Here is a 26,505-nt window from a genome sequence, read left to right as displayed (position 1 = left end):
CTTGTAGACGACGAGGTAGATAGGTTCGGGGTGGAAGTGCAGCAATGCATGGAGCTGACGAATACTAATCGGTCGAGGGCTTATCCCATATTTTTGATTTCTACCTTAGCGTCACAACAAATACGAACCACATTTGATGTGACAATAGTTCAAAGAAATCAAAAGATACACCTTAATATGACCCAAAAAAGTGACGTGAAGCGCTGTAGCGTATTCCGATTACTTTTTCGGGGCCCATACAAAGATTCCATCAGGAATCAAAAGATCGACAACATGTTGATCAACAAGCAACCTTACACTTTCGCATTCAGTTTTGAAGGAGCAAATAGCTTCTTTAGGAGAGATACCCAAGAGGCCGAAGGGGGCGCTTTGCTAAAGCGTTAGGGTGTCACAGCCGCGAGGGTTCGAATCCCTCTCTCTCCGCCACAATTCAATTCGTAAGGCGGCGTAGCTCAGCTGGCTAGAGCGTACGGTTCATACCCGTGAGGTCGGGGGTTCGATCCCCTCCGCCGCTACCAACTTTATTTCAACAAAATTGTACAAGCATGGACGCTTAGCTCAGCTGGGAGAGCATCTGCCTTACAAGCAGAGGGTCGGCGGTTCGATCCCGTCAGCGTCCACCATTCAGTATGGAGCTGTGGTGTAGAGGCCTAACATGCCTGCCTGTCACGCAGGAGACCGCGGGTTCGAATCCCGTCAGCTCCGCCATCTATTTAAATGAAGGAACACATTTGAATGGAGCTATCAATGTAGCTCATTATTTTTTTGTGGACCATGTGGCTCGGTAGCTCAGTCGGTAGAGCAGAGGACTGAAAATCCTCGTGTCGGCGGTTCGATTCCGTCCCGAGCCACCATCTATTTTGGGGGATTAGCGAAGTGGCCAAACGCGGCAGACTGTAAATCTGTTCTCTACGAGTTCGGTGGTTCGAATCCATCATCCCCCACCATTCATGAGAGCCATTAGCTCAGTCGGTAGAGCACCTGACTTTTAATCAGGGTGTCGAAGGTTCGAGTCCTTCATGGCTCACCAGTTTATTCAAGAAGGATCGCTGCCTGAAGGCAGTTTTTTTTATTTTCATAGGATTCATTCTGTAATCGTTCCTTAGGGATGAAACAAGATGATCGTCGAATAATGATCTGCAAATAAAACAAAGGCTATTCCTCTACCAGCGGGGAATAGCCTTTCTACTTAAATTCGGCAAATATCGAGCGGACAATTTTCACAATGACACGTATCTTTAAGATAGTCGATATCTTTGATCGTGATGTAGCCGGCATCCATGGAAATGACATCTCTATGTTTTAGATCATTCAGCATTCGATTCACACTCTCGCGAGTCGAACCAATCATTTCCGCTAAATCTGAATTTGTGAGCTTCTTCGATATCAGCATATTGTTATCCGCCGACATTCCGTAGGTGTGATATAACCGAATCAGCGTCGAGCATAGGGCACCTGGTTTACCGAATAAGATCAAGTCTCGAAATTTTGTTTCGGTCATTCTTTGAATGGTACCCATCCACTTCATAAACTCCACGGACAGCTCTCCGAACTGCCACAGCAGCACTTCTAAATCTCTCATCTGGATGATCCCCACGACACAGCCTTCCATGGCGATCGCATTGAATTGATGATAAGCATCGGAATGACCGTCAATTTGTCCTAGTAGATCTCCTTTTTGAAACAAGTGGAGTATGAACTCTTTGCCATCAGGAGTCGATTTTGTTAATTTAACGGTTCCTTGTTTAACATAATATAATTTTTTCGCTGGTTCGCCTTCTTGATACAGATAAGCCCCGGCATGGATTTTATGCTCATACATAATGTCTGTCAATTTTTCTAGATTGCTTTTAGAGAAATAACTCGTATTTCGAACAAAGGATGGTTGCTCTACAGCCATGTGGTTCACCTCTCAGGGAAGTTGTTAAATACAGCATACTAGATGTTCTAACGCTCGATTGTGATGATTGTCACAATACAAATCACATTTCTGGTGATTTCTTGAACAGTCTGTGATTTTTATTACTGAACATGAATTTGGTGTGTTTCATAATTAACCGCAAAGGAACGTATGGGAATTCAGCGTTAGAGGAGTTGGTCACGATGCTGACAGGTGTCATTTTGGCGGGAGGTTTACCGATGAATTCGGAACAAGTGGAACAGGCTCACTTTCAAAGCTCTGCGCTTAGAGAATGTATAGAAACACAAGTGCATACGATGAGTAGACTGTGCAGCGAAGTGATGGTTGTTACGGATTACCCAATTCACCTTGTTAAGTGCTTCGGCAGCCAAATAAGAATTGTAACGGACTTTTATCAAAGTAAAGGCCCCATGTCAGGATTGCATGCGGCTCTATCACTTGCTCGACATAAAGCTCTGTGGATTGTAGACTGTCGATTGGTCCATATTTCTGAAGAAGCCGGTTTATATATGTATAGAAAATTGCTCAATACGGGAAGTGATGCGGTTGTACCGATCATAAAGGACAAGCCGCATCCGCTCTATGCCGTATATGCCAAAAGAAATGTCGATAAGCTCATTACGTTGATTGAAGGCGGTGTGACAAGAATAGAAGAATTCCTCCATTTTTTGAAAACAGCGTATATTACGGAAGAAGAAGCTGAAGCCTATCACATTCATTTTGAAGTAACGAAATGTTTAGCCAACTGACGATGATTGTGATGCCATGGGAAATGTAATAGCACCGTAAGGCATGAACGCTCCTGGCTCTGAATGCTGTGAGATACAAATCGATAAACGATCCTGCAATGAAGAGATCGGGATGAGACCGACTCTTTCCACTAAAGCAGGGGGCATTTCAGAATACAGCTCGATACGAAATTGATCGGTCAGCTTTTTCAGTGTTACGGCCTTATGAGCACCAACGATAAACTCGGATTCGAGCCGTTTGACCATATGATCCAAATCTTTAGAGGAGTCCACGATTTGTTGAAGATGGGCGCTTCCATAGTGCTCTGCACAAGGAGCAGCACAGAGAATCGTACCGCCAGTCCGGGTGATTTCCGATGCATTTTGAATCGTCTTCAGGACTTGATAGAGATGTAGATCTTTTGGCGTGCCCCCAGGAGATACGAGGGTATACGGAAACTTCCGATAGACCGGTACCATAAAACGCTTTTTTGCAATTTGGGCCCCGGCTTGGTGGGCTTCGATACAATCTCCTGCAACAGCGTCAAGAATTTGGCGCTCATGATCGACAATCACATTCAAAATAAAATCAATCTTTTTAAATTGGAGCACTTCCAAAAAGTCGTTGTGAATGCGGTTTTGCATATTTCCCGGCTCGATTTGTTCTGTCATAAAGAATGAATGATTATGCTCAATGCTTCGGGTAGATGCCGTCCCAGGAAAAAGCGATTTGACACCGCCGGATATACCAGCCAGTCTATGAGGTTCGATGCACCCGGTTGCGATGACAAAATCGGCTTCTGCGACATAGCGGTTAATTTCAACGGGAGTGCCGCTAGATGTGGTTCCAAGAAACACACACTCTTCAGACAAAGATGAGTGGTTTTGAACGGTGTATTGTGTATAGATCGAATTCCCAACTAATGTTCGAAGCTCATTCTCTGTATGAACGCGATGCGTACCTAATGCGACGATGATGCGAATTTGTTCAGCGCGCACCTCTCCCATCAGGAGTTCGTCCAGCAAATAAGGCAGGAAGCGGTGCGTTGGCGTCAACCGAGTCATATCGCTTATAAGAATAACAACGTTGCTGCGTTCACGGCATAATTCATTTAATGGATTCGTTCCGATGGGATGACGCAAGGCGTCCTTAATGATCTCTTTTTCCTCCTGGCGAGATTCGGAATCATATTTCACCTGAACAAGAGACTGCGGGTGTGGAACAGACAAGCTCAAATGACTTGTTCCAAACGGTAACTGAAGTGTATGTGTCAACAACAAACGTCCTTTCTATCTGCTCTGACAGCCAACGTTATTCAAATATGGCAGAATGCTACTACATAGACTATTTTCCCCGAAACAACCGTTCTCTATAAGCGTAAGAACGAACATCTTCGGCCTTATAGATGGGCCCTTGAGCTTTACTACTAGATCATGAGTAGCTAAAATGAAATAAAGTGCATGCAAAGAGCTCGTCTTAAACAACAGCTAATCATGATTAAGGGAGAAGCCAATGGATTGGGAACTATTAAAGCAGCAGCTCGAAAGTGGATTGCAAATACCGTTCACCATAGAACAGCTTACGACCGAACAATGCCTCAAAATGACAACAACGATGAATGAAAAGCAAGAAATGTGGAGTACGGAAGACCACAAGTATCTCTATTTTATATTAGAACAGGGAGAACAAGGGTGTACCGCATTGAAGGCGGAAAATGCCCATTTGACAGCCAGAGAGAGAACTCTGACGGAGATGCTGGTTGAGGCTTATAAAATAGGAGCGAGCATAGAGCGGGGACCCAGTCCGAAAAAAGGCCGCGAGAAGCCGTTTGAACCTTTCCGAAATTGGTTGTTAGAGCATTATAATAATCATTCTCTGCAGGAGACGCCTGAAACGTTTATATCACAATTTTCTCTGCAGGAAACCAAAATACCGATGCTTCTTCAATTAGAAAGCAGCTATGATGAAGCGGTCTACAGTGAAATGAAGAAGCTGCTGCAGTCGTTTTTTGCGGACGATATTTTCTTAATTCCACTGTACGATAAGGAATGGCTGCTGTTAGCGTCGGAAAAAGTGCTTAATGCTTCAGAAGATGAACTGCCTGATGAAAAGGAAAGCTTAGAGGAACAGCTAGCTTCTCTGTGCCAAGGCCTGCACGAAATGCTGGTGACTGAATGGATGGGTGAATGCCTGCTGAGTGTGTATTACCCGATCAATCCTTCGAAGTCGCTGCTGCAAGCTGTTACACAGCTGAAAGAGTCGCTCAGCCTAGGGCGCTTATTTCAATATGAGAATAAAATTTATTTTCCATGGGATCTGCATTTGGAACGGCTGCTGTATCAAATTTCAGAACAGCAAAAGCTCGATTTCGTAGAGCATATTTTCAATAAGCAAAATTATAAAATGGATGCGGAGACCGAGTTGACGCTGGAGCATTTTTTCGAAATGGATTGCAATGTCAGCGAGACGGCCAAAAAACTATATATTCACCGCAATACCTTAATATACCGATTGGATAAGTTTAAACAAGAGACCGGATACGACATACGCAGCTTCAAGGATGCCGTATTAGTCAAGGTTGCCATGCTATTGTATAAAGTGACGAAAAGACAATAGGTTTTTTGTAAAGTTTGTGCATAGTCATCGGAGGTTGCTTGATATATCATAAAGATAAGTTATTGAATACGTGTGATAGGGGGATTTAAACAAATGGCAGGATTACGTTTGGAACATATTTATAAAAAGTATGCAGGTGCTGCTGAACCATCCGTTAAGGACTTTCACTTAGAAATCGAAGATAAGGAATTCGTCGTACTCGTCGGACCTTCCGGTTGCGGAAAATCCACGACACTTCGAATGATTGCAGGTCTAGAGGAAATTTCCGAAGGAAAACTGTTCATTGGTGATCGCTTGGTGAACGACGTAGCTCCTAAAGATCGCGATATCGCGATGGTATTCCAATCCTACGCCTTGTATCCTCATATGAACGTTTATCAAAACATGGCATTTGGTTTGAAACTGCGTAAGTTCAAAAAAGCTGAAATTGACAAACGTGTTCGCGAAGCTGCGAAAATTTTGGATATCGAGCATTTGTTGGATCGCAAGCCTAAGGCTTTGTCCGGTGGTCAGCGTCAGCGTGTTGCCTTGGGACGCGCGATTGTCCGTGAGCCTCAAGTATTCTTGATGGACGAACCACTTTCCAACTTGGATGCGAAACTGCGCGTACAGATGCGTGCGGAAATCAGTAAGCTGCACAAACGTTTGGAAACAACCGTTGTGTACGTAACCCATGACCAAACAGAAGCGATGACCATGGGTAGCCGTATCGTTATTATGAAAGACGGCGTAATCCAACAAGCTGCTTCTCCAGAAGTGGTCTACAACAAACCAGTGAACATGTTCGTTGCTGGATTTATCGGATCCCCTGCGATGAACTTCATCAGCGGTAACCTGGTTGAAGAAGGCGGAAACATTCGTTTCAAAGCAAACAATGTCGATGTCGCTGTTCCAGAAGGAAAAGCTAAAATCCTTCGCGATAAAGGTTATGTAGGCAAAGAAGTCGTATTCGGTATTCGTCCGGAAGATATGCACCAAGAGCCAGTATTCTTGGAAGCTTCTCCGAACTCCATCGTAACGGCTCATGTTGAAGTAGCTGAGAACTTAGGTCACGAAATGTTCCTTTACCTTGCTGGACTAGGAACAGAAAGCATCATTGCCCGCGTAGATGGACGCGCTGGATTGAAGGAAGGTACGAACGTAAAACTGGCTTTCGATATGAATAAATGCCATGTTTTCGATAAAGAGACGGAATTGAACATTTTTGAAATTGAATAATTCAAATTCCTAATATTTAAGGGCTCTGTCTTCGGACAGAGCCCTTTATATGTTCACCTCAAAACGAACAGGATGATGTTTGTAGGAAATCACAAGATATTAGAGAGATGGAATGCAAAATCATCAAATATTGGATGGAAAACGTCGATTTCGGTTGATTTCAGCTAACAATTCCATTACGATGAACATAGCGCAAATCGATGAAAAAAGGAGCAAAACCTAATGGCAAAGCACATCAAGGTTTCAGATTTGGTCCAACCGTTTCATCTAGAGGTTATCAGCGGCGAGGATCATTTGAATCGAAAAATAACGGTTCCTGATTTGAATCGGCCAGCACTAGAAATGGCTGGATACTTTACATATTATTCGAGAGACCGGGTTCAATTACTGGGAAAGACGGAAATTACATTTTACGAGCAGCTGACTTCGGAACAAAAACGAAGCCGCATCGAACGCATTTGCGATGATGCCACTCCATGTATTGTTGTGACGCGAGGTCTAGAGATCCCTGATGAAATTGTTGAAGTGGCTCGGGAAAAACAGTTTCCACTGCTACGCAGCAATTTATCGACAACGATGCTGGCCAGCCGCATTACAGGATTTTTGGAGAATCGACTTGCACCAAGCACGACGATCCATGGTGTGTTGGTGGATGTGTATGGTGTGGGAGTACTGATTACTGGTGGAAGCGGGATCGGTAAAAGTGAGACAGCATTAGAGCTGGTGAAGCGAGGCCATCGGCTAGTTGCCGATGATGCCGTTGAAATTAGGCAAACCGCAGATAACACATTGTACGGCAATGCCCCAGAGCTCATCAAGCATTTGCTTGAAATTAGGGGAGTCGGTATTATCAATGTCATGACCTTATTCGGGGCAGGCGCCGTACGCAACACGAAAAGAATTACGCTGGTGATTCGACTGGAAAATTGGGATCAAGACAAACAATACGACAGACTTGGCTTGGACGACGAAACAACCAAGATTATTGATACTGACGTACCGCTTATGACGATTCCGGTTAGACCTGGACGGAACTTGGCTGTTATCCTAGAGGTCGCTGCGATGAATTTCCGCTTGAAGCGGATGGGGTATAATGCAGCGCTGCAGTTTACGAATAAGCTGACGGAAACGATCGCTGAGGATATGGACGATATGGATTAGAAGCAGTATAAATCGATAGATTGGGAGGAAGCGGTATGTATTTGGCCTTAAATCCTATAGCTTTCAGTTTAGGACCGCTTACAGTACATTGGTATGGAATTATTTTAGGAACGGCTGCATTGGTCGGACTCTTGCTTGCAATCCAAGAGGGCAAGCGATTCAATATCCGTTCTGAATTTTTCATGGATTTGCTGTTAATCGGTGCGCCGAGCGCCATTGTCGCAGCGAGATTGTACTACGTCGTATTCGAATGGGAAGATTATCAAGATAACTGGCTCGATATTTTCGCCATTTGGAAAGGCGGTATAGCGATTCACGGTGCATTGATCGGTGCGATCATTGCGGCGGTATGGTATACACGCTGGAAAAGATACAGCTTCTGGAGAATAGCGGATATATGTGCGCCATCTCTGTTAGCGGGTCAAATTATTGGCCGTTGGGGAAATTTCATGAATCAGGAGGCTCATGGGGGCCCCGTGGAAGAGTCCTTCTTAAGAGACAGCTTGCATTTGCCGGATTTTATTGTTAATCAGATGTATATTAATGGGGAATATTATCACCCGACGTTTTTATACGAATCATTGTGGAACATTGTAGGCATAGTATTGCTGCTTGTCATCCGCAGATTCAATTTTGTGCGTGCGGGCGAAATCTTTATGAGCTATATTATTTGGTACTCGATCGGCCGCTTCTTTGTGGAAGGATTAAGAACGGACAGCTTGGCCTTTGACGGTCCGAACTGGCTGGCTTCATTCTTGAATGGTTTATGGGAGCCGATGTCTTGGATCTTTGGCGATCCGGGTGCGATTGCGAACGATGAGAATATCCGCATGGCTCAGTTGATCAGTGTGTTGATTGTGCTGGCTGCTGTCATTATTATCGTACTGCGTCGGACGATGGGATACGCGAATCAGAAATATTCCGACCCGATCCGGCAGGACGGCTATGTCACTGGTTCGATCAACAAATAAGCGGAAGACAGGTTATAAGCATCTAGACGTAATGCAGAGGAGTATAGAGAAATGATCGAAACCGTACTGTTTGATTTAGACGGCACCATTTTGGATACGAACGAACTTATTATAGAGAGCTTTATTCATGTGATGGAAGGGAAGATGGATCCTCCGCTGACAAGAGAACGCTTGATCCATCAGATGGGAAAACCTTTGGCGATGCAGATGCGTTACTTCTCCGGGAGAGGGGAGCAGGAGCCGGTTGATGACTTGATTCGGGAATACCGTGCATACAATTTAAGAAGACATGACGAATTGGTCAGACCGTTCCCTTATGTTAAAGAAGTGCTACAGTCATTGAAGGACAGCGGTATTCGCTTAGGCGTGGTCACTTCTAAAATTCGGCTTACCAGCGACAAGGGCTTAACGCTGTGCGGCATAAAGGACTACATGGAAACGATCGTAACCATTGAGGATGTTCAGCATGCGAAGCCGCATCCGGAGCCCGTGCTGGAAGCATTGAAGCGCATGAACGCTAAGCCTGAGACCGCGCTGATGGTTGGTGACAGTCCTTTTGATATCGAATCTGCCCATCAAGCCGGGGTTCAAGCAGTTGGAGTAGCGTGGTCGCTCAAAGGTGCAGAGGTACTGAGCAAGTACAATCCGGAATATGTGATTGACGATATGAGGGAGCTTCTGAAAATCGTACAACAATAGGGGGATGCAGGTTGAGAAGGCTAAGCCGCCATCCGGTGCAGGGACCAAACTCGTTATGGCAGATTTATAAAACGGTTAGTCCATGGAAGGGCATGCGTAATTTTGTGGTGATTCAGTTTTGCCGATATTGTCCTTCGCTGAAGCTGAAAAACTGGATGTACCGAAAGCTTTTGAAAATGAACGTTGGCCACCATACCGCCTTTGGGCTCATGGTTATGGTGGATGTTTTTTTTCCGGAGTACATTACGGTAGGGGACAATTCGATTATTGGCTACAATACCACGATATTAGCGCATGAATATTTAACGAAGGAATATCGTTTGGGTGAAGTTCGCATCGGTTCGCATGTCATGATTGGTGCGAATACAACGATACTAGCTGGTGTTACGATTGGAGACCATGCAGTCATTAGTGCAGGATCTGTAGTGAATCGGGATATTCCACCGTATACATTTGCGGCAGGAAATCCGATTCAATTGATACGAACGTTGGAACCGGCTGAAGATGAAGGGGTATACGCACAAGTGCGTATGGACAAGCATGGAGTGGAAGCGGAAAAAGGGATCTAAATGAGTGCACAGGCAGGAGAATGCAGTGAATGTTTCATTGACGATGCTTCCATTCCATGTTAAAATTACGAGTATTCTCTTTACTATGGTAGTATGGTAGTACGATAAAGCGTTTTTCGTTATTTTCTTTGAATCCCTTGAAGGGTTATGTAACGAGAATCATCAAGGAACATTGGAATACAGAGAGTTATTTGCAGTGAGAAGGCCGCAAACATAGTACTTCAATTGGCGGCAGATGTATTGTTATAGATGAGGTGATGAATGTTGACGAAGCCGAAGATGTTTGAGAAGCCATCTGGTGTGAAGGATTACTTGCCAGAAGCGGTTGGGAAACTGAAGTATATTGAAGCGAATGTACTGGAATGCATGGAGAAATGGGGCTATCGGCAAATCTTGACCCCGGCCTTGGAATATTACGATACGGTTGGAGCCGCAAGTACGACCTCGGACGATAAGCTATTTAAGCTGCTGGACAAAAAAGGAACGACGATGGTGCTTCGTTCGGATCTGACCGCTCCGATCGCACGGGTCATCTCTTCTTTGCTGAAGGATGAGCCGCTGCCGATCCGTTTGTCGTATCATGCCAATGTGTTTCGGGCGATGGAGGAAGAAGCGGGACGCGAGGCGGAGTTTTTCCAAACGGGTGTGGAACTGGTCGGCGATGAGAGCCCAGAGGCCGATGCGGAAATGGTCGCTTTGGCGATTGACAGCTTAAAGGCGGCAGGGATTCATTCTTTTAAAATCGCTTTAGGCCATGTAGGCTTCTTGAAAGGCTTATTCCAGGAAACACTTGCTGGCGACGAGAGTTCTCAGCAGGAGCTGATGGAGCATCTGCTGGCACGAAATTATGTGGGATATCGGAATAAACTGTCGAAGCTGAACATTTCGGAGCAGGCCAAGCATGAACTGGCCGATATTTTACGCCTGCGCGGCGGTGAAGAAGCTTGTGAACAGGCGAAGAAGCTGACGAACGATCCACTGGCACATCGCTCCATTGAACATCTCTGCTCGATTTGGAACGTGCTCAAGGATTATGATGCTCAACCTTACGTTATGATCGATTTAACGATGGTCGGTGATTTTTCCTATTATACAGGCATGACCTTTGAAGGCTACGCTTCAGATTTAGGATTTCCGGTCTGCAGCGGAGGACGGTACGATAATTTATTGAATCAATTCGGAAGGCCTGCACCGGCGACCGGTTTCGCATTGAAAACGAATCGGATTCTCGAGGTGGCGGAAACAAAACAGGAAACCCCTTATACCATGCTTGTGCTTTACGCAGCAGATCGCCGCAGGGAGGCGTTCGAATATGCAAGAGAGCAGAGGGAACAGAATCGATACAGCGTAGAGACCGGCTTGGTCCATCAAGCGGCAGAGTGGAGCGGGATCGAGACTACGGTGGATGGCATGCGAAGTTATAAAGGGAAGACGTATCAAGAGATCGTCGTATTCCAGAGCACATAAATCCCTTGGCAAGAAGTTCGGAGCAGCATGGAAAGGTATCGTATGCGGCAGGAACGATGGGGACCAAAAAGGAGTTATGAACGATGGCAGAATTGTTGAAAGTGGCGATGCCGAAAGGGCGAATTTATAAAAAGGCATCCAAGCTGTTTCGTGAAGCGGGATTGCCGACACCGGATGATTTTGATGACAGCCGGAAGCTCATTATCCCTGTGCCTGAAGCGGGGATGGAGTTTATTATGGCTAAGCCTGTGGACGTTCCTACTTATGTAGAGTACGGTGCGGCGGATATTGGAATCGTTGGCAAGGATGTATTGATGGAGGAAAATCGGGATGTATACGAGCTGCTGGATTTAGGCATAGCCCGCTGTCGGATGTCCATTATTGGCGCCAAGGATTGGCAGCCGGTGATGAACCCGAAGGTTGCTACGAAGTATCCGAATGTGGCATCGCAATATTTTCGTGAAATGGGCCAGCAGGTACAGGTCATTAAGCTGAACGGATCGATCGAATTGGCGCCGCTTATTGGACTGGCGGACCGTATTGTCGACATGGTAGAGACCGGGCAGACGATACGCGAAAACGGGCTGCTGGAGCTGGAAGAGATGTTTCCAATTACGAGCCGCCTGATTGCGAACCGTGTGAGCTATCGTTTGAAAAATGATGCGATTCAAAGGCTGTGCGATCAGCTTCAGCCCGTCATTTCACAGGGGGGGTGAAAATGAAAAAGATGAAGGCGTCGCAGTTTGCGGTAGATCGGCAGTTTGAATATGGAACACCGGAGCAAAACGAGACAGTGCAGGCTGTTATCCGGGATGTGCAGGAAAGAAAGGATGCCGCTTTATTGGAATGGACGGAGAAGTTTGACCGGGTTCGCATCGATCAGCTGAAGGTCAGTCAGAAGCAAATCGATGATGCTTACGGTCAAGTGGACGAAGCTTTTCTGAACTCGCTTCGCAAGGCGATGCAGAACATTCGCGTGTTTCACGAAAAGCAAAAGCGGAGCTCTTGGATGGATCTTCAGCCGGATGGTACGATGCTCGGACAAGTGATGCGTCCACTAAAGCGGGTTGGTGTGTATGTGCCTGGCGGTAAGGCGGCATATCCCTCCTCTGTGCTGATGAATGTTATTCCAGCCCAAGTGGCAGGCGTTGAGGAAATTGTGATGGTGACACCTCCGGCAAGCGGCGGTGTAGCGGGAATTCATCCGGCTATTCTAGTAGCGGCGAATGAGCTGGGCATTCGTGAAATATACGGTGTGGGAGGGGCGCAGGCGATAGCGGCCCTGGCATACGGTACGGAAACGATTCAGCCGGTGGACAAAATATGCGGACCGGGCAACATTTTCGTCGCTCTCGCGAAGCGTTACGTTTATGGCGCTGTAGCGATCGACAGCATCGCCGGACCGACGGATATCGTTGTATTTGCAGATGGTAAAGCGAATCCGGAATATGTTGCCGCGGATATGCTGTCGCAGGCGGAGCATGACGAGATGGCGTCGGCTATCCTTGTGACCGATTCACAGCAGCTGGCACAGCAGGTGGAAGAGCAGCTGGAGCAGCAGTTAAGCCGATTGCAGCGAAGGGAAATTGCGCAGGCCTCCCTGGACAAGAACGGTGCCATTCTCATTGCGGACAGCTTGGAGGAAGGGATGCAGGCGGTGAACCGTATTGCACCCGAGCATCTGGAGCTGATGGTGGAAGAGCCGCTGCGCTGGCTTGGCAGAGTAGAGAATGCAGGAGCAATCTTTATGGGACCATACAGCTCAGAGCCGGTAGGGGATTATTTTGCGGGTCCGAATCATATTTTGCCGACGAATGGAACGGCGCGGTTTTCTTCGCCGCTGAACGTGGATGATTTCATGAAGAAATCGAGCGTTATTTATTTTACGAAGGAAGCGCTGCTTGAGAACGGGGAGCACATTACACGCCTCGCGTACAGCGAAGGACTGGAAGCCCATGCGAAAGCGATCGAAGTCAGATTACGGAAGGAAGGGAATCAGGAATGACAGAACAGGCTGTAAAGCGGGAAGCGCAAATTCAAAGAACGACGAATGAAACGGACATTAAGCTGGCTTTTGCTGTGGATGGATCCGGTGAAGCTAAACTGGAGACGGATGTTCCGTTCTTGAATCATATGCTCGATTTATTTGCGAAGCACGGTCAATTTAACCTGGAAGTGACGGCGCGCGGCGATATTGAAATCGACGATCACCATACGGTGGAGGACATTGGAATTTGCCTAGGCCAAGCTTTGTATAAGGCATTAGGAGACAAAAAAGGCATCAAGCGGTACGCCAGCGTATTCGTTCCGATGGACGAAGCGCTTGCCCAAGTGGTGATCGACCTCAGCAACCGCCCGCATTTCGAGTATCGTGCGGAGTATCCTAGCCAGCAGGTTGGAAGCTTTTCTACGGAGCTTGTTCAAGAATTTTTATGGAAGCTGGCATTGGAAGCGCGCATGACGCTGCATGTGATTGTACACTATGGCCAGAACACGCATCACATGATTGAGGCGGTATTTAAAGCGCTGGGCAGAGCGCTCGATGAGGCGACGACGATAGACCCGCGCGTACAAGGGGTTCCTTCGACGAAAGGAGTGCTCTAAGCGTTGATTACCGTTATCGATTACGGAATGGGCAATCTTCATAGTGTAAGCAAAGCTGTAGAACGCTTAGGGAGTGACGTAACGGTCACCTCTGATCCAGAGCAGATTCTGTCATCGGCCGGGGCGATTCTTCCGGGTGTCGGTGCATTTGGCGATGCAATGCGGAATTTAACGGAGACGGGCTTAAAGGACACCGTTTTGCAGTATGCTCGAAGCGGCAAGCCGATGCTCGGCATCTGTTTGGGCATGCAGCTGCTGTTTTCGGAAAGCGAGGAGTACGGACACCATCAAGGGCTGAATCTGCTTCCTGGAAAAGTCGTGAAATTTCAAGGGGATTACAAGATACCTCATATGGGATGGAATCGACTGCAGTTTCGGCAGCAGAGCCCTATTTTGGACGGTTTAGAAGAAGGCTATGTTTATTTTGTGCATTCGTTCCACGTACAGGTAGAGTCGGACTCGCATTTGATTGCTACGACGGATTATCATCAACCGGTTACTGCAGTGGTCGGCCATCAAAATCTATATGGCATGCAGTTTCATCCAGAGAAAAGCGGCGAGCTGGGGATGCAGCTGCTACGCAACTTCCTAGAGATGGCGAAAACGGAACCCGTACAAGCATAAGCGGGTTCAATTCGATTTCATTGAGATGAAAGCAATAGATAAGTCAGCCTGTAATAGACGGGAATGACGGCAATGCTGACCAAGATGGGGAGGACAAGAAACGATGTCATTTATCATTTATCCTGCGATCGACATTCGAAACGGCAAATGTGTTCGATTGATTCAGGGGGACTATAATCAGGAGACGGTATACAACGATTCACCGATCGAAGCGGCCAAGCAGTGGGAAGCGGGCGGAGCAAGCTGGATTCACTTGGTTGATTTAGACGGAGCGAAGGAAGGGCGGCCGGTGAACCATGAGCTGATCGGTCAGATCGCCCGTTCCGTGTCGGTACCGGTTCAAATCGGCGGGGGACTAAGAACGCTCGAGGATGTGGAGCTGCTGCTCGGTCTAGGCGTGTCCCGTGTCATTATCGGTACGGCGGCCATTGAGGACCGGTCTTTCGTAGAACAGCTTCTGAAGCAATACGGAGACAAGGTGGCCATTGGAATTGATGCGAGAGACGGGTATGTAGCTACGCGCGGATGGCTTGAAACTTCTGAAGTGAAGGCTGAGGTACTCGCTGCAGAGCTGGCTGAGAAAGGTGCCGAGACGTTCATCTTTACCGACATTTCAAGAGACGGGATGATGAAAGGACCTAACGTGGAAGCGATCGTTGCACTTGCAAAGGCGTCCGGGAAGACGGTCATTGCTTCCGGCGGAGTAAGCCGCTACGAAGACTTGGAGGCATTGTCCAAGCATACGGAGGACGGCGTGGGCGGAGCCATTGTTGGGAAGGCTTTGTATACGGGCAGCATTGAGCTTCGTGAGGCTGTCAAACGCATGAATTTGTAGAATATAGGAGGCTGCGCTCAAATGCTGACAAAACGTATCATTCCATGCTTGGACGTAAAGGACGGCCGTGTCGTCAAAGGTGTCAATTTCGTCAATTTACGCGATGCGGGCGATCCGGTCGAATTGGCGTCGATTTATGATAGAGAAGGAGCAGACGAATTAGTGTTTCTCGACATTTCTGCATCGTACGAAGGCCGTGCGACGATGGTTGAGGTCGTCAAGCAGACCGCTGGTGAAATTAGCATTCCTTTCACGGTCGGCGGAGGAATCTCACAGGTTGAGGACATGACGCGAATACTGCGTGCTGGGGCGGACAAGGTAGGCATCAATACGGCGGCGGTGAACAATCCACAGCTCATATCCGATGGTGCACGCCGCTTTGGTTCTCAATGTATCGTTGTGGCGGTAGACGCCAAATACAATGAGGACTGGCAGGAATGGGAGGTCTACACGCACGGTGGCAGAAATGCGACCGGCATCCGCGCTTTGGAGTGGATCAAACGGGCAGAGAGCCTCGGTGCTGGTGAAATATTGCTGACGAGCATGGATGCGGATGGAACGAAGGACGGCTTCGACATTGCATTAACAAGGGCAGTTTCTTCAGAAGTGACGATTCCAGTCATTGCTTCCGGCGGCGCGGGGACGAAGGAGCACTTTCATGATGTGTTTACTGAAGGCAAAGCCGATGCAGGACTCGCGGCAACCATTTTTCATTATAAAGAGCTGACGATTGAGGATGTCAAACAACACCTACGTGAAAGAGGAGTGGAAATGAGATGAACAACCAAGTTGAGATAGACAATCTGAAATGGAACGAAGAAGGTCTCATTCCGGCCATTGTGCAGGATGCTGTCAGCAAAGAAGTATTGATGATGGCCTATATGAACAAGCCGTCGCTGCAAAAAACGGTGGAAAGCGGAGAAACGTGGTTCTGGAGCCGTTCACGCGGAGAGCTGTGGCACAAAGGGGCAACATCCGGAAACACCCAATCCGTGAAAGATATTCGTTACGATTGCGACAGTGATACGCTGTTGGTACTGGTTGTTCCTGCAGGACCGGCCTGCCACAACGGTACGTATACCTGCTTTACGCAATCTTTATTAGGCACGGAGGCCGGCGACAAAGCGGCGGAAGGCAATCGTTATGCCATTCTGAATACGCTCGAGAGCATCATTGCCCAGCGTGAAGCGGAAATGCCGGAAGGTGCGTATACGACGTATTTGTTCGATAAGGGTGTTGATAAAATCCTGAAAAAAGTCGGTGAAGAAGCGGGAGAAGTTATTATTGCCGCTAAAAACCGAAGCGCGGAAGAACTGAGCTGGGAAGCAGCCGATTTGCTGTTCCATCTCATGGTGCTGCTCAGAGAGCAAAAGCTGCCTCTTGATGAAGTGCTGAAGGTGCTTGAAAATCGTCATACCACCAGAAAGGAAGATAAGTAAATGCAGATTGACTACCATACTCATCATGTTCGCTGCGGTCATGCGGAAGGAACACTGGAGGAGTATGTGAGACGAGGCATAGAGATCGGGCTGAAGCAGATGGGCTTATCCGATCATATGCCTCTTCTGCATGTTCGTCCGGAGACGTATTATCCCGGCATGGCGATGCCGATGGAGGAACTGCCAAGGTATGTCGAAGAATGCTTGGGGCTAAAGGAGAAGTACAAAGGACAAATTGAACTGCGTGTCGGCTTGGAAGGCGACTATATCGAGGGATATGAAGAAGAAATCGAGCGCATCATTACCGATTATCCCTGGGATTATGTCATTGGCTCCGTTCACTTCTTAGGAGAATGGGATATTACCGATTACAGGCAGACGGCGGGATGGGAAGGAAAAGATCCTTATCAAGTATATGAAACATATTACGATGCGGTTCAAAAAGCGGCGAAAACCGGATTTTATGACTATATCGGTCATGTGGATGTCATCAAGCGTTTCGGTTTCAAACCGGAACAGAGTACCGAGCATCTGGAGAAAGCGACGCTCGATGTGATCAGGGCGTGCGGGATCGGAATCGAATTGAATGCTTCGGGAATGAGGATGCCGATTGCTGAAATGTTTCCGAGCCGCAGAGTGCTTGAGTATGCATATCAAATTGGGCTTCCGGTGACGCTTGGTTCCGATGCGCATCAACCGGAAAGAACAGGGCAATATTTGGAGGAGGCACGAAATTTGTTGAAGGAAGTCGGGTTTACGCAAATTGCCACCTTTGAAAAGCGAAAAAGAACGATGGTTGATTTTTAAATGTCGGATTTCCGTTGTATAATGGAAGTAGTGACCAAACCTGCAGGAGGGCGTTATGTTTAGCGAAAAAGTAAAAATATTCTCAGGCTCTTCAAATCCTGAGCTCGCGCAAAAAATTTGTCGCGAATTAGGTCAGCCTCTAGGCAAGATGTATATATCCCGATTTAAAAGCGGAGAGATTTACGTGCATTACGAGGAGCCTGTCCGAAATTGCGATGTATTTATTGTGCAGTCGTTTTCAGACCCAATCAATGAAAACTTTGTCGAGCTCTTGGTTATGATTGATGCAGCCAAGCGGGCATCGGCAAGAACGATCAACCTGGTTCTTCCTTATTACGGATACTCCAGACAGGAGAGGAAAGCTGCTCCAAGGGAGCCGATTTCAGCGAAGCTTGTCGCTGATGTATTAACCACTGCAGGTGCAAACCGGATTATTACGATCGATCTCCATGCAGCCGCAATACAAGGATTCTTCAATATCCCAGTGGATCATCTTACAGCACTCGATTTGATCACGAATCACTTGAAGCAGATGAAAATTGAAAATCCGATCGTCGTCTCCCCGGATGCAGGACGTGCTTCCACAGCGGAGAAGCTGGCGAATTATTTGGATTCTCCGTTCGCCATCATGATTAAGAAAAGACCGAAACATAATGAGTCCGTCATTACGCATATTATTGGAGAGGTCGAAGGTCAGACCCCAATCATTATTGAGGATCTGATTGATACCGGTTCTACGATCGTGAATGTCGTCGAGGGATTGAAGGAGAAGGGGGCTAACGACTCGATCGTCTGCGCTACGCATCCTGTTTTCTCGGGTCCAGCGCTTTCCCGCCTAGACCATCCGAATATTCGTGAGGTCGTTGTGACGGATTCGATCACACTGCCGGATGAAAAGCCGGAACGGTTTAAAGTTCTGTCGGTTGGGCATCTGCTGGCCGATGCGATCCAAATCATTATGCAGGGCGGCTCGATCAGTACATTATTTAAATCCCGCGGGGTGTAAAAATTTGTAATAATTGTCATCGTCAATAGAAATAAGAGAGCCACCTATGATATACTGTGATTGATTTAGGATAAGGAGGTGCCTTGAGGATGGAAAATAATAAGCGGTCCCCCCGTCCACAGCGTCCTAAAATTATTTCATTAAAAATGGACGCCAATTTTTTCTTCGAGAAAGCCATGCAGTCATTGGACCGATACCGTTACGATAAGGCACTGAAGTACTTTCAGCGAGCTGTAGAATATGAGCCGAACAATCCGATCAATCATTGTAATATGGCAGGCATCTATTCCGAAATCGGAAATTACGAACAGTCAAACCACATCTTAAGCAAAATATTAAACGAAATCGATCCGTCGATGACGGAATGCTACTTTTATATGGCAAACAATTATGCCAACATGGAATCGTTCGAACAAGCGGAAGAAGCACTTCTTCGCTACTTGGAGAAGGATCCGCGAGGTGTCTTCCTGGAAGAGTCGGAAGAAATGATCGAAATGCTGAGCTACGAGCTGGATCGGCCTACGCCGATTAAGCATATTAAAAGTAGAGAAGTGTTTTTCGAGCATGACAAGGCCCGCTCGCTCATGGAAGAGGGGAAATTCACGGAAGCTGCGGCCATTTTGAAGCGGTTGACGAAGAAATACCCTGATTTTTTGGCAGCGCACAACAATCTCGCGCTTGCGCATTTTTATATGGGCAATATGGAACAATGCACCGCATGCATCGGCGAGGTGCTCCAGCAGGAGCAGGGAAATGTGCATGCGCTGTGCAATTTGGCCATTGTGTATAAGCATCAGGGCAATATGACAGGCTTAGAGCAGATCTTGGAGTTACTTCGGAGAATGTATCCTTTTCATCAGGATCACGTCTTTAAGCTGGCGATGACGCTGGGGATTTTGGGGGAACACGATTCGGCTTACCGCCATTTTCAGCGTTTGATGAACAGCGGTGATTTCACAGACGACCCATGTCTGCACCATTATTACGCCGTTTCTTCCTTTCGTGTAGGGAGATGGGATCAAGCGGAACGAATGTGGCGTAAGGCCAATCGGCTGGATCCGGATTCGCCTGTTCCCGCATTTTATCTGGAACATATCGAGGAGCTCAAAGAGATGCAGGAGCCATATCCTCATTTGAGCTACCATTATTATCTTCCATACGAAGACAAGTTTAGAGATTTGGGCGGTGATCCGGAGGGAATTACGGAGGACCTGATCAGAGATCCATTAATCCGCTCTTCTTTTCACTGGGCGCTTTATAATGGAGATGAAGAGACCAAGCTTCAGGTGATTCAAGCACTCGGCATCTTGGCGGATGAGGATGCGGAGGGAGTCCTTCGTGACTTTCTGAAGAACGACCAAGAGCAGGATGATATGAAGAAGGCCGCGATCTATGTGCTTAAGGCGATGGGAGCGAAAGAGCCTTTTCATGTCGTGCTGGAGGGCAAGGAAGTCGTTATTTATGCTACGCCTTCTTCGCAGCTGCCGGTATGGGAGCAGCAGTGGCAGGATGTGATGGAAATCGCATCAAGTCATATGAGCAAGAGATACGATCTGTTTCAGAAGCATGATATGCAGACGTTGTGGATTGAATATTTGGGCAAAGCTTATCCATCGGTGCCATTTATTCAAAAGGCAGAAGGATGGGCAGCCGCTTTGGAATATTTGACGGCGAAGATGCACAGCCGGCCCGTTACCTATAAGGATCTTGCGGGACGGTATAACGTTTCAGTTGCAACGATCCGCAAGCATGTGCTCACGATCGATGAAATGTGCGGATTGAAGGAAAAAATGGAGAATATTTATTCTCAATTTCAAGAAAAATCTTTGCGCTAAAACCCATTGCTTGAGGAGGTTCACATATGTACAACACCGTTGTAATTGGAACAGGGCCTGCAGGCCTGACAGCAGCAATTTACTTAGCGAGAGCCAACTTGAATCCCCTAGTGATTGAAGGACCTGAACCGGGAGGGCAATTGACGACAACAACCGATGTCGAGAACTTTCCCGGGTTTCCAGACGGCATTATGGGCCCGGAATTGATGTCCAATATGCGCAAACAGGCTGAGCGGTTCGGCGCGGAATTCAAAACCGGCTGGATTCAGGAAGTGAATTTCGATGAGCGTCCGTTTAAATTAAAGGTGGAAGGCGGCGGAGAAATCGTCGCCCAGTCGATCATCATTTCCACCGGAGCTACAGCGAAGCTGCTGGGTATTCCAGGCGAGAAAGAAAATGTCGGAAGAGGCGTGAGCACGTGTGCGACGTGTGATGGATTCTTCTTCCGGGGCAAAAAGATCATCGTCGTAGGCGGCGGGGATTCGGCGATGGAAGAGGCGAATTTCTTAACCAAATTCGCTAGCGAAGTTCGTCTTGTTCACCGCAGAAATGAGCTGCGTGCCTCGAAAATTATGCAGGACCGGGCCAAGGCGAATGAAAAAATAACGTGGTCTTTGAATATGACTCCGGTCGAAGTTATTGCGGGGGACAAAGGCGTTACGGGCTTAAAGGTGAAGGACAACGATACCGGAGAAGAGCAAGTACTAGAGACGGACGGTATTTTCGTAGCGATCGGTCATCGTCCGAATACTGAATTCCTCGGAGGCAAAATCCGCACGGATGAAACGGGGTACATTCTGGTCGAACCGGGTACGAGCCGCACGAATATCCCAGGAGTTTTCGCCTGCGGAGACGTTCAGGATATGCATTATCGCCAAGCGATCACCGCTGCGGGTTCAGGCTGTATGGCTGCTCTGGATTGCGAGCGCTATTTGGAAGACAGCGCCGTCCATGACTGGAGCCAGACGGTATAAAAACTGCTCCATCTCAAAAAAGCACAAATCGCATGAATCATCGATCAATTATCCGGTGAGTACTCTTGCGATACGAGAGTGTACTGAAGAACGTGGAAAGGCGCTTTTCCACGTTTTTCTAAGCACAGATCGAATGAATCCATTTCGAATTCGCTGCTGCACGTGTTTAACGAACGCGACTCCTTGTGCTCGTTAGCGCCGAGGTGAGGAATAGCGTCTGATATTTCAGAACAATATACAGCTTGGATTGAAGCAGTTAGTGGTATGATAAAATGGATTTAAACGAATAGATTTTTAATGAAGTAAAAGTTAAAATTCTATCTGCGAGATAAAAGCTGCCTCTAAACGCGGCCGATCTGCGGTGATCAGGCCTGGATAGGGGTTTTATAGCTTTTTATGAATGATGATAAAAAGAGGTGAAGCAGACGTGTCAGAGAAAATTTATATCGGTGTGGATCTAGGCGGAACGACTGTGAAAGTCGGAGTTTGTGATGAGCAGGGGCAGTTGATTCATAAGTACGAAGGACCTACCGGCGTAGAACACGGACCGGAGACAATTATCGACAATATCGCTTCTTATGTGAAAGAGGTTGTCAGCCAGACTTCCTTTACATGGGATCAAGTTGCCGGTATTGGAGCCGGTATCCCTGGTTTCATGGATATGGAGACAGGGGTTGTATATGTATCGGTTAACCTCGGCTTAAAGAATACTCCAGTTAAGGCTATGCTGGAAGAGCGTCTTGGCAAACCAGTGAAGCTCGACAACGATGCCAATGTGGCTGCGCTTGGTGAAGCTTGGGCTGGCGCCGGGGCTGGATTGAAGAATGTGATTTGCTATACATTAGGTACTGGTGTAGGCGGAGGAATTATTATTAATGGTCGGATTTATCAAGGCAACGGCATGGCGGGGGAAATTGGACATATGGCCATTGTTCCGGATCTTGAAGCCATTCAGTGCAATTGCGGCCAAAGAGGCTGTTTGGAAACCGTCTCGTCTGCGACCGGTATTGTTCGGATGGCAAATGATGCTGTACAGCGAGGGGACCGAACTTCACTCTCGCAGATTGAAAAGATTACAGCGAAGGACGTCTTTGATGCGGCCAAATCGGGTGACGATGTAGCATTGCGCATTGTACAGCGTGCTGCATACTATATAGGGAAATCCATGACCCTGATGGCTGTCATTTTGAATCCAGAGAGATTTATTGTTGGCGGAGGCGTTTCCCGTGCCGGGGATATATTATTTGATGCCATCCGCGAGCATTTTGACACGTTAACTCCAGATTCTTTCAAGCAGGGTGTGGATATTGTTCCAGCTACGCTTGGCAACGACGCTGGAATGATCGGTGCAGCTGGATTAAATCTGAGATCATAGTTGTATAGATGTCTTGGTCCAGCGAGCGATTCGCTGGCGGGGGAGGGAAGTTGAAGTGGACAAGGCGGGAACGGAAACGAAGAATGGTTTGGCCAAAATCGTGATCATTACGGGGATGTCAGGAGCAGGGAAGACGATTGCGGTGCAGAGCCTCGAGGACCTAGGCTTTTTCTGCGTAGACAATTTACCTCCTGTTCTGATCCCCAAATTCGCCGAATTGGTGGAACAGTCCGAAGGAAAGATCGGGCGAGTGGCACTCGTCATTGACCTGAGAGGAAGAGAGTTCTTTACAGCCCTCACAGAATCGCTGCATTATATTAGGCAGCAATATTCTTTTATGTATGAAATATTATTTTTGGATGCAACCGATTCTGTGCTGGTTCAGCGGTATAAGGAGAGCCGCAGGAAGCATCCGCTTGCTCCTGAGGGTCTTCCCCTGGACGGCATTAAGCTTGAAAGAAAGCTGCTTGAGGAATTGAAAGGTCTGGCCACACAGGTTATTGACACAAGTAATCTCAAACCGCTGCAATTAAAAGAAAAAATCTCATCACGTTTCACAAGTTTGCAGCATAACAGCATATCTATTAATGTCACCTCTTTTGGCTTTAAATACGGCATTCCGATTGACGCCGATCTGATTTTTGACGTACGGTTTCTTCCCAATCCGCATTATGTAGATGAGCTTAGACCGCTGACCGGCATGAATCAAGAAGTTTATGATTATGTGATGAAGTGGCCTGAGACTCAAAATTTCCTGACAAAGCTTTTGGACCTCATGCAGTTTATGATTCCGCAGTTTATGAAGGAAGGAAAAAGCCAGGTGGTGGTCGGGATTGGCTGTACCGGTGGAAAGCACCGTTCCGTGTCAGTGGCTGAATATTTAGGGAAAATGCTCGGCAACAGCGAGAATGAGACGGTCCGGGTCAGTCATCGGGATGCTGACCGGGAAAAGCGATAAGAGGTGAAGGGATGAGGAAGAGCAGCAGCCGCGGACCGGTTCCGAAGGTCGTCGTCATCGGCGGGGGAACAGGCTTGTCCGTTATGCTTCGGGGGTTAAAGCATAAGGCGCTGGACATTACAGCCATCGTAACCGTTGCCGATGATGGCGGAAGCTCAGGGATTCTCCGCAGTGAGATGCAAATGCCTCCTCCGGGCGATATTCGCAATGTCATTATTGCCCTGGCAGACGTGGAGCCCGTTATGGCCAAAATGCTGCAGTACCGATTTGAAACTGGAAACGGACTAGCCGGACACAGCTTGGGAAACTTGATTTTAGCCGCAATGACGGATATGACAGGTGACTTCGTTACCGGAATTAAGGAATTGAGCCGTGTACTAGCGGTAAGAGGCCGAGTTTTACCCGCTGCGAATCAGGCGATTTTTTTGAAGGCGGAAATGACGGACGGTTCGATTGTCGAAGGTGAATCGCAAATTCCTCTCTCCGGCAAAAAGATCAAAAAGGTGTTCATTGAACCGGAAGATGTTACACCGCTGGACGAAGCGCTGCAGGCGATACGTGAAGCGGATGCGATTATCATGGGTCCAGGCAGCATCTACACAAGCATTATACCGAATTTGCTCGTTCCTCAAATTGCAAAAGAGGTCACCGAATCGAGTGCGCTCAAGATATTTATTTGCAATGTCATGACGCAGCCTGGGGAAACAGACGAATTCAAAGTGAGCGATCATTTAAAAGCGGTTACCGACCACATTGGCTGCAATCTATTTGATGTGGTGATTGTCAATCAAGGCGGGATTCCTCCTGAAGTTCAGCAGAAGTATGCAGAGCAAGGGGCAGAGACGGTTGAAGTAGACTTGGATGAACTAGAAAGACAAGGCTATCAGGTTGTCATGGATGAACTGGTGTTTTTCAAAAGATACTTGCGGCACGACGCAGTCAAGCTGAGCGATCATATTTATCGGTTGATCGAGCAGTTCAAGAGTAAATGAGGTGATGGCTTTGTCCTTTGCGGCGACCACAAAAAAAGAATTGACAATGATTGAGACCGAGGGCTGCTGCAGCAGGGCTGAGCTTTCCGCATTGATTCGAATGAACGGTTCTGTACAGTTAAGCAGGCAGAAGGTGTATCTAGATATCTCGACAGAGAATGCTGCCATCGCCAGACGTATTTATTCACTCATTAAGCAGTGTTTTCAAGCGCATACGGAGCTTTTGGTTCGCAAAAAAATGAGATTGAAAAAAAACAACGTCTATATTGTCCGCGTCCCAGCCGGGGTAGAGCATATTTTAAAAGAACTGCACATCGTTTCTGAAGGGTTTATCTTCACCCCGGGAATTGACGAACGCATTATCCGCAAGAAGTGCTGCAAGCGCGCTTATTTGCGGGGAGCCTTTCTAGCAGGCGGTTCTGTGAACAACCCTGAAGGATCCTCGTATCATCTGGAGATTGCCTCCATGTATGAGGAACACAGCATGGCGCTCTGCAAACTGGCGAACGAATTCGACCTGAATGCGAGATGCATCGAACGCAAGAAAGGGTATATTTTTTATATCAAAGAAGGGGAACGGATTATTGAGTTCCTCAATATCATCGGCGCTCATCAGGCTTTGCTGAAATTTGAAGATGTCAGGATCATGCGAGATATGCGAAATTCAGTCAACCGTCTTGTGAATTGCGAAACGGCAAATTTGAATAAGACGATCGGTGCGGCGATGCGGCAAATCGAGAACATTCGGTTGATCGAATCGGAGATCGGCATTGATAACTTACCGGAAAAACTAAGGGAAGTTGCAGAGGTTAGACTCCAGCATCCAGATATGAATTTAACGGAAGTCGGCGAGCTGCTAAGCGGGAAAGTCAGCAAGTCGGGAGTGAACCATCGGCTGCGAAAAATTGATGAAATGGCTGAAAGAATACGAAAAGGGGAAAAAATACAATAAACCTTCTTAATAAACTGGTGCTAGTTGGTTTATTTTTGTTATAATAGATATTAAAGCGCAATGGATCCGCACATTATGCAAAAATGTTTAGGGGGTATTGGACGTATGACGAGGCGCCCAGTAGTCGTCAAATTAAAAACGGGACTGCATGCCAGACCTGCCGCTCTCTTTGTACAGGAAGCGAATAAGTTTTCCTCGGAAATTTTCGTGGAAAAAGATGATAAAAAAGTGAATGCGAAAAGTATTATGGGTATTATGAGTTTAGCGATTAGCTCTGGTACGGAAATTTACATTAGTGGTGAAGGTTCGGATGCGGAACAAGCTGTTCAGGCATTAGCAGATTTGGTCAGCAAGGAAGAAATCGAAAACCAATAGTAGGATCGGCAACCTGTTTGAACAGGGGCTTTAATCTCTCGATGCCGTAGGGTTTGTTTGCGTGCGCTCATAAGTGCTATGCTGGCCTGATTTTGTAGGTACAGGATGCACTTGCTCTAACGACCTTCCTGCAAACGGACATGAAAGTCCCTGCAACGGGCCAAGCCAAATTGGACGGGCATACATAATATATGAGGATTGTTTTACCATAGGGTGTATTGATAAAAAGCTTCCTGCAAGGAAGCTTTTTATTATATGAGCATTTTGCAGAAACCTGAGCCCTTGTTACAGAAGGATTTTCAGAGATAAAAAAGGGACTTCACCCCAATTTGGAGAAGTTTTCAAGTGACCAAACCCAAAAACTCCGAGAGGAAGTGA

The 26,505-nt window shown here is 47.2% G+C and carries 26 protein-coding genes, 7 tRNA genes and 1 rRNA gene; 32 read left to right on the top strand and 2 right to left on the bottom strand.

Features of this window, described 5'->3' with window-relative positions:
- From ACFPXP_RS11560 to ACFPXP_RS11525, 8 genes are all read left to right on the top strand, one after another.
- Window positions 1-88: ribosomal RNA gene (locus ACFPXP_RS11560) — 23S ribosomal RNA — on the top strand; the annotation flags it as partial.
- A 249-nt stretch (window positions 89-337) separates the two neighbouring features.
- Window positions 338-426 (top strand) — tRNA-Ser (locus ACFPXP_RS11555).
- 15 nt (window positions 427-441) lie between these two features.
- Window positions 442-518, top strand: a tRNA-Met gene (locus tag ACFPXP_RS11550).
- Between the two features lie 29 nt (window positions 519-547).
- Window positions 548-623 (top strand) — tRNA-Val (locus tag ACFPXP_RS11545).
- Window positions 624-631: 8 nt separating this feature from the next.
- Window positions 632-708, top strand: a tRNA-Asp gene (locus tag ACFPXP_RS11540).
- 70 nt (window positions 709-778) lie between these two features.
- Window positions 779-854 (top strand) — tRNA-Phe (locus ACFPXP_RS11535).
- 8 nt (window positions 855-862) lie between these two features.
- A tRNA-Tyr gene (locus tag ACFPXP_RS11530) sits at window positions 863-947 on the top strand.
- 7 nt (window positions 948-954) lie between these two features.
- Window positions 955-1,030 (top strand) — tRNA-Lys (locus ACFPXP_RS11525).
- 159 nt (window positions 1,031-1,189) lie between these two features.
- On the opposite strand, the gene ACFPXP_RS11520 is transcribed toward ACFPXP_RS11525, so the two are convergent.
- Window positions 1,190-1,900 (bottom strand): Crp/Fnr family transcriptional regulator, encoded by a 711-nt coding sequence (locus ACFPXP_RS11520; protein WP_379894368.1) that lies wholly within the window; start codon window positions 1,898-1,900, stop codon window positions 1,190-1,192.
- 203 nt (window positions 1,901-2,103) lie between these two features.
- Here ACFPXP_RS11520 and mobA point away from each other — a divergent pair, with 203 nt between their 5' ends.
- Entirely contained in the window at window positions 2,104-2,670 is a 567-nt protein-coding gene (gene mobA, locus ACFPXP_RS11515) for a molybdenum cofactor guanylyltransferase (protein WP_379894367.1), read from the top strand.
- Here the strand turns inward: mobA and larA are convergent.
- Entirely contained in the window at window positions 2,659-3,924 is a 1,266-nt protein-coding gene (gene larA, locus ACFPXP_RS11510; RefSeq protein ID WP_379894366.1) for a nickel-dependent lactate racemase, read from the bottom strand. The two genes, mobA and larA, sit on opposite strands and share 12 nt — an antisense overlap.
- A gap of 238 nt (window positions 3,925-4,162) precedes the next feature.
- Here larA and ACFPXP_RS11505 point away from each other — a divergent pair, with 238 nt between their 5' ends.
- From ACFPXP_RS11505 to ACFPXP_RS11395, 23 genes are all read left to right on the top strand, one after another.
- Complete coding sequence (locus tag ACFPXP_RS11505) at window positions 4,163-5,266, top strand: PucR family transcriptional regulator (protein WP_379894365.1); 1,104 nt, start codon at window positions 4,163-4,165, stop codon at window positions 5,264-5,266.
- Window positions 5,267-5,359: 93 nt separating this feature from the next.
- The gene (locus ACFPXP_RS11500) at window positions 5,360-6,484 is read left to right on the top strand and encodes an ABC transporter ATP-binding protein (protein ID WP_379894364.1); all 1,125 of its coding nucleotides are present in this window, start codon (window positions 5,360-5,362) and stop codon (window positions 6,482-6,484) included.
- Window positions 6,485-6,706: 222 nt separating this feature from the next.
- Window positions 6,707-7,645, top strand: a complete 939-nt coding sequence (gene hprK, locus ACFPXP_RS11495) for an HPr(Ser) kinase/phosphatase (RefSeq protein ID WP_379894363.1) — start codon at window positions 6,707-6,709, stop codon at window positions 7,643-7,645.
- A 35-nt stretch (window positions 7,646-7,680) separates the two neighbouring features.
- On the top strand, window positions 7,681-8,616 hold the full coding sequence (gene lgt, locus ACFPXP_RS11490; RefSeq protein ID WP_379894362.1) for a prolipoprotein diacylglyceryl transferase: 936 nt from the start codon (window positions 7,681-7,683) through the stop codon (window positions 8,614-8,616).
- Window positions 8,617-8,667: 51 nt separating this feature from the next.
- Window positions 8,668-9,315, top strand: coding sequence for a pyrophosphatase PpaX (gene ppaX, locus ACFPXP_RS11485; RefSeq protein ID WP_379894360.1), 648 nt, complete (start codon window positions 8,668-8,670; stop codon window positions 9,313-9,315).
- A gap of 11 nt (window positions 9,316-9,326) precedes the next feature.
- Window positions 9,327-9,884: an acyltransferase gene (locus tag ACFPXP_RS11480; protein ID WP_379894359.1), complete on the top strand. Its 558-nt coding sequence runs from the start codon at window positions 9,327-9,329 to the stop codon at window positions 9,882-9,884.
- Window positions 9,885-10,148: 264 nt separating this feature from the next.
- Entirely contained in the window at window positions 10,149-11,351 is a 1,203-nt protein-coding gene (locus tag ACFPXP_RS11475; RefSeq protein ID WP_379894370.1) for an ATP phosphoribosyltransferase regulatory subunit, read from the top strand.
- 83 nt (window positions 11,352-11,434) lie between these two features.
- Window positions 11,435-12,067, top strand: a complete 633-nt coding sequence (gene hisG, locus ACFPXP_RS11470; RefSeq protein ID WP_379894358.1) for an ATP phosphoribosyltransferase — start codon at window positions 11,435-11,437, stop codon at window positions 12,065-12,067.
- A gap of 2 nt (window positions 12,068-12,069) precedes the next feature.
- The gene (hisD, locus tag ACFPXP_RS11465; protein ID WP_379894357.1) at window positions 12,070-13,356 is read left to right on the top strand and encodes a histidinol dehydrogenase; all 1,287 of its coding nucleotides are present in this window, start codon (window positions 12,070-12,072) and stop codon (window positions 13,354-13,356) included.
- Window positions 13,353-13,955: an imidazoleglycerol-phosphate dehydratase HisB gene (gene hisB, locus ACFPXP_RS11460; protein WP_379894355.1), complete on the top strand. Its 603-nt coding sequence runs from the start codon at window positions 13,353-13,355 to the stop codon at window positions 13,953-13,955. Before hisD ends, hisB begins: the two co-directional genes overlap by 4 nt.
- A 3-nt stretch (window positions 13,956-13,958) precedes the next feature.
- A complete protein-coding gene (gene hisH / locus ACFPXP_RS11455; RefSeq protein ID WP_379894354.1) occupies window positions 13,959-14,579 on the top strand; it encodes an imidazole glycerol phosphate synthase subunit HisH in 621 nt (206 codons plus the stop codon).
- A 103-nt stretch (window positions 14,580-14,682) separates the two neighbouring features.
- Window positions 14,683-15,414 (top strand): 1-(5-phosphoribosyl)-5-[(5-phosphoribosylamino)methylideneamino]imidazole-4-carboxamide isomerase, encoded by a 732-nt coding sequence (hisA, locus tag ACFPXP_RS11450; protein WP_379894353.1) that lies wholly within the window; start codon window positions 14,683-14,685, stop codon window positions 15,412-15,414.
- 21 nt (window positions 15,415-15,435) lie between these two features.
- Complete coding sequence (gene hisF / locus ACFPXP_RS11445; protein ID WP_379894352.1) at window positions 15,436-16,194, top strand: imidazole glycerol phosphate synthase subunit HisF; 759 nt, start codon at window positions 15,436-15,438, stop codon at window positions 16,192-16,194.
- Window positions 16,191-16,853: a bifunctional phosphoribosyl-AMP cyclohydrolase/phosphoribosyl-ATP diphosphatase HisIE gene (hisIE, locus tag ACFPXP_RS11440; RefSeq protein WP_379894351.1), complete on the top strand. Its 663-nt coding sequence runs from the start codon at window positions 16,191-16,193 to the stop codon at window positions 16,851-16,853. Before hisF ends, hisIE begins: the two co-directional genes overlap by 4 nt.
- Window positions 16,854-17,660 (top strand): histidinol-phosphatase HisJ, encoded by an 807-nt coding sequence (gene hisJ, locus ACFPXP_RS11435; protein ID WP_379894350.1) that lies wholly within the window; start codon window positions 16,854-16,856, stop codon window positions 17,658-17,660.
- A gap of 55 nt (window positions 17,661-17,715) precedes the next feature.
- Entirely contained in the window at window positions 17,716-18,666 is a 951-nt protein-coding gene (locus ACFPXP_RS11430) for a ribose-phosphate diphosphokinase (RefSeq protein WP_379894349.1), read from the top strand.
- 89 nt (window positions 18,667-18,755) lie between these two features.
- Entirely contained in the window at window positions 18,756-20,501 is a 1,746-nt protein-coding gene (locus ACFPXP_RS11425; protein WP_379894348.1) for a tetratricopeptide repeat protein, read from the top strand.
- Between the two features lie 26 nt (window positions 20,502-20,527).
- Entirely contained in the window at window positions 20,528-21,475 is a 948-nt protein-coding gene (trxB, locus tag ACFPXP_RS11420) for a thioredoxin-disulfide reductase (RefSeq protein WP_379894347.1), read from the top strand.
- 427 nt (window positions 21,476-21,902) lie between these two features.
- A complete protein-coding gene (locus ACFPXP_RS11415; protein ID WP_379894346.1) occupies window positions 21,903-22,850 on the top strand; it encodes an ROK family glucokinase in 948 nt (315 codons plus the stop codon).
- A 55-nt stretch (window positions 22,851-22,905) separates the two neighbouring features.
- Window positions 22,906-23,808, top strand: a complete 903-nt coding sequence (rapZ, locus tag ACFPXP_RS11410; RefSeq protein WP_379894345.1) for an RNase adapter RapZ — start codon at window positions 22,906-22,908, stop codon at window positions 23,806-23,808.
- Between the two features lie 11 nt (window positions 23,809-23,819).
- On the top strand, window positions 23,820-24,800 hold the full coding sequence (locus ACFPXP_RS11405) for a gluconeogenesis factor YvcK family protein (protein WP_379894344.1): 981 nt from the start codon (window positions 23,820-23,822) through the stop codon (window positions 24,798-24,800).
- Window positions 24,801-24,810: 10 nt separating this feature from the next.
- Window positions 24,811-25,752, top strand: coding sequence for a DNA-binding protein WhiA (gene whiA / locus ACFPXP_RS11400; RefSeq protein WP_379894369.1), 942 nt, complete (start codon window positions 24,811-24,813; stop codon window positions 25,750-25,752).
- Window positions 25,753-25,857: 105 nt separating this feature from the next.
- A complete protein-coding gene (locus ACFPXP_RS11395; protein WP_379894343.1) occupies window positions 25,858-26,127 on the top strand; it encodes an HPr family phosphocarrier protein in 270 nt (89 codons plus the stop codon).
- Window positions 26,128-26,505: the final 378 nt, after the last annotated feature.

This window comes from Marinicrinis lubricantis, from assembly GCF_042658665.1.
GTDB classification, from domain to species: Bacteria; Bacillota; Bacilli; order Paenibacillales; family KCTC-33676; genus Marinicrinis; species Marinicrinis lubricantis.
This window is presented reverse-complemented; position numbering and strand designations above follow the sequence as displayed.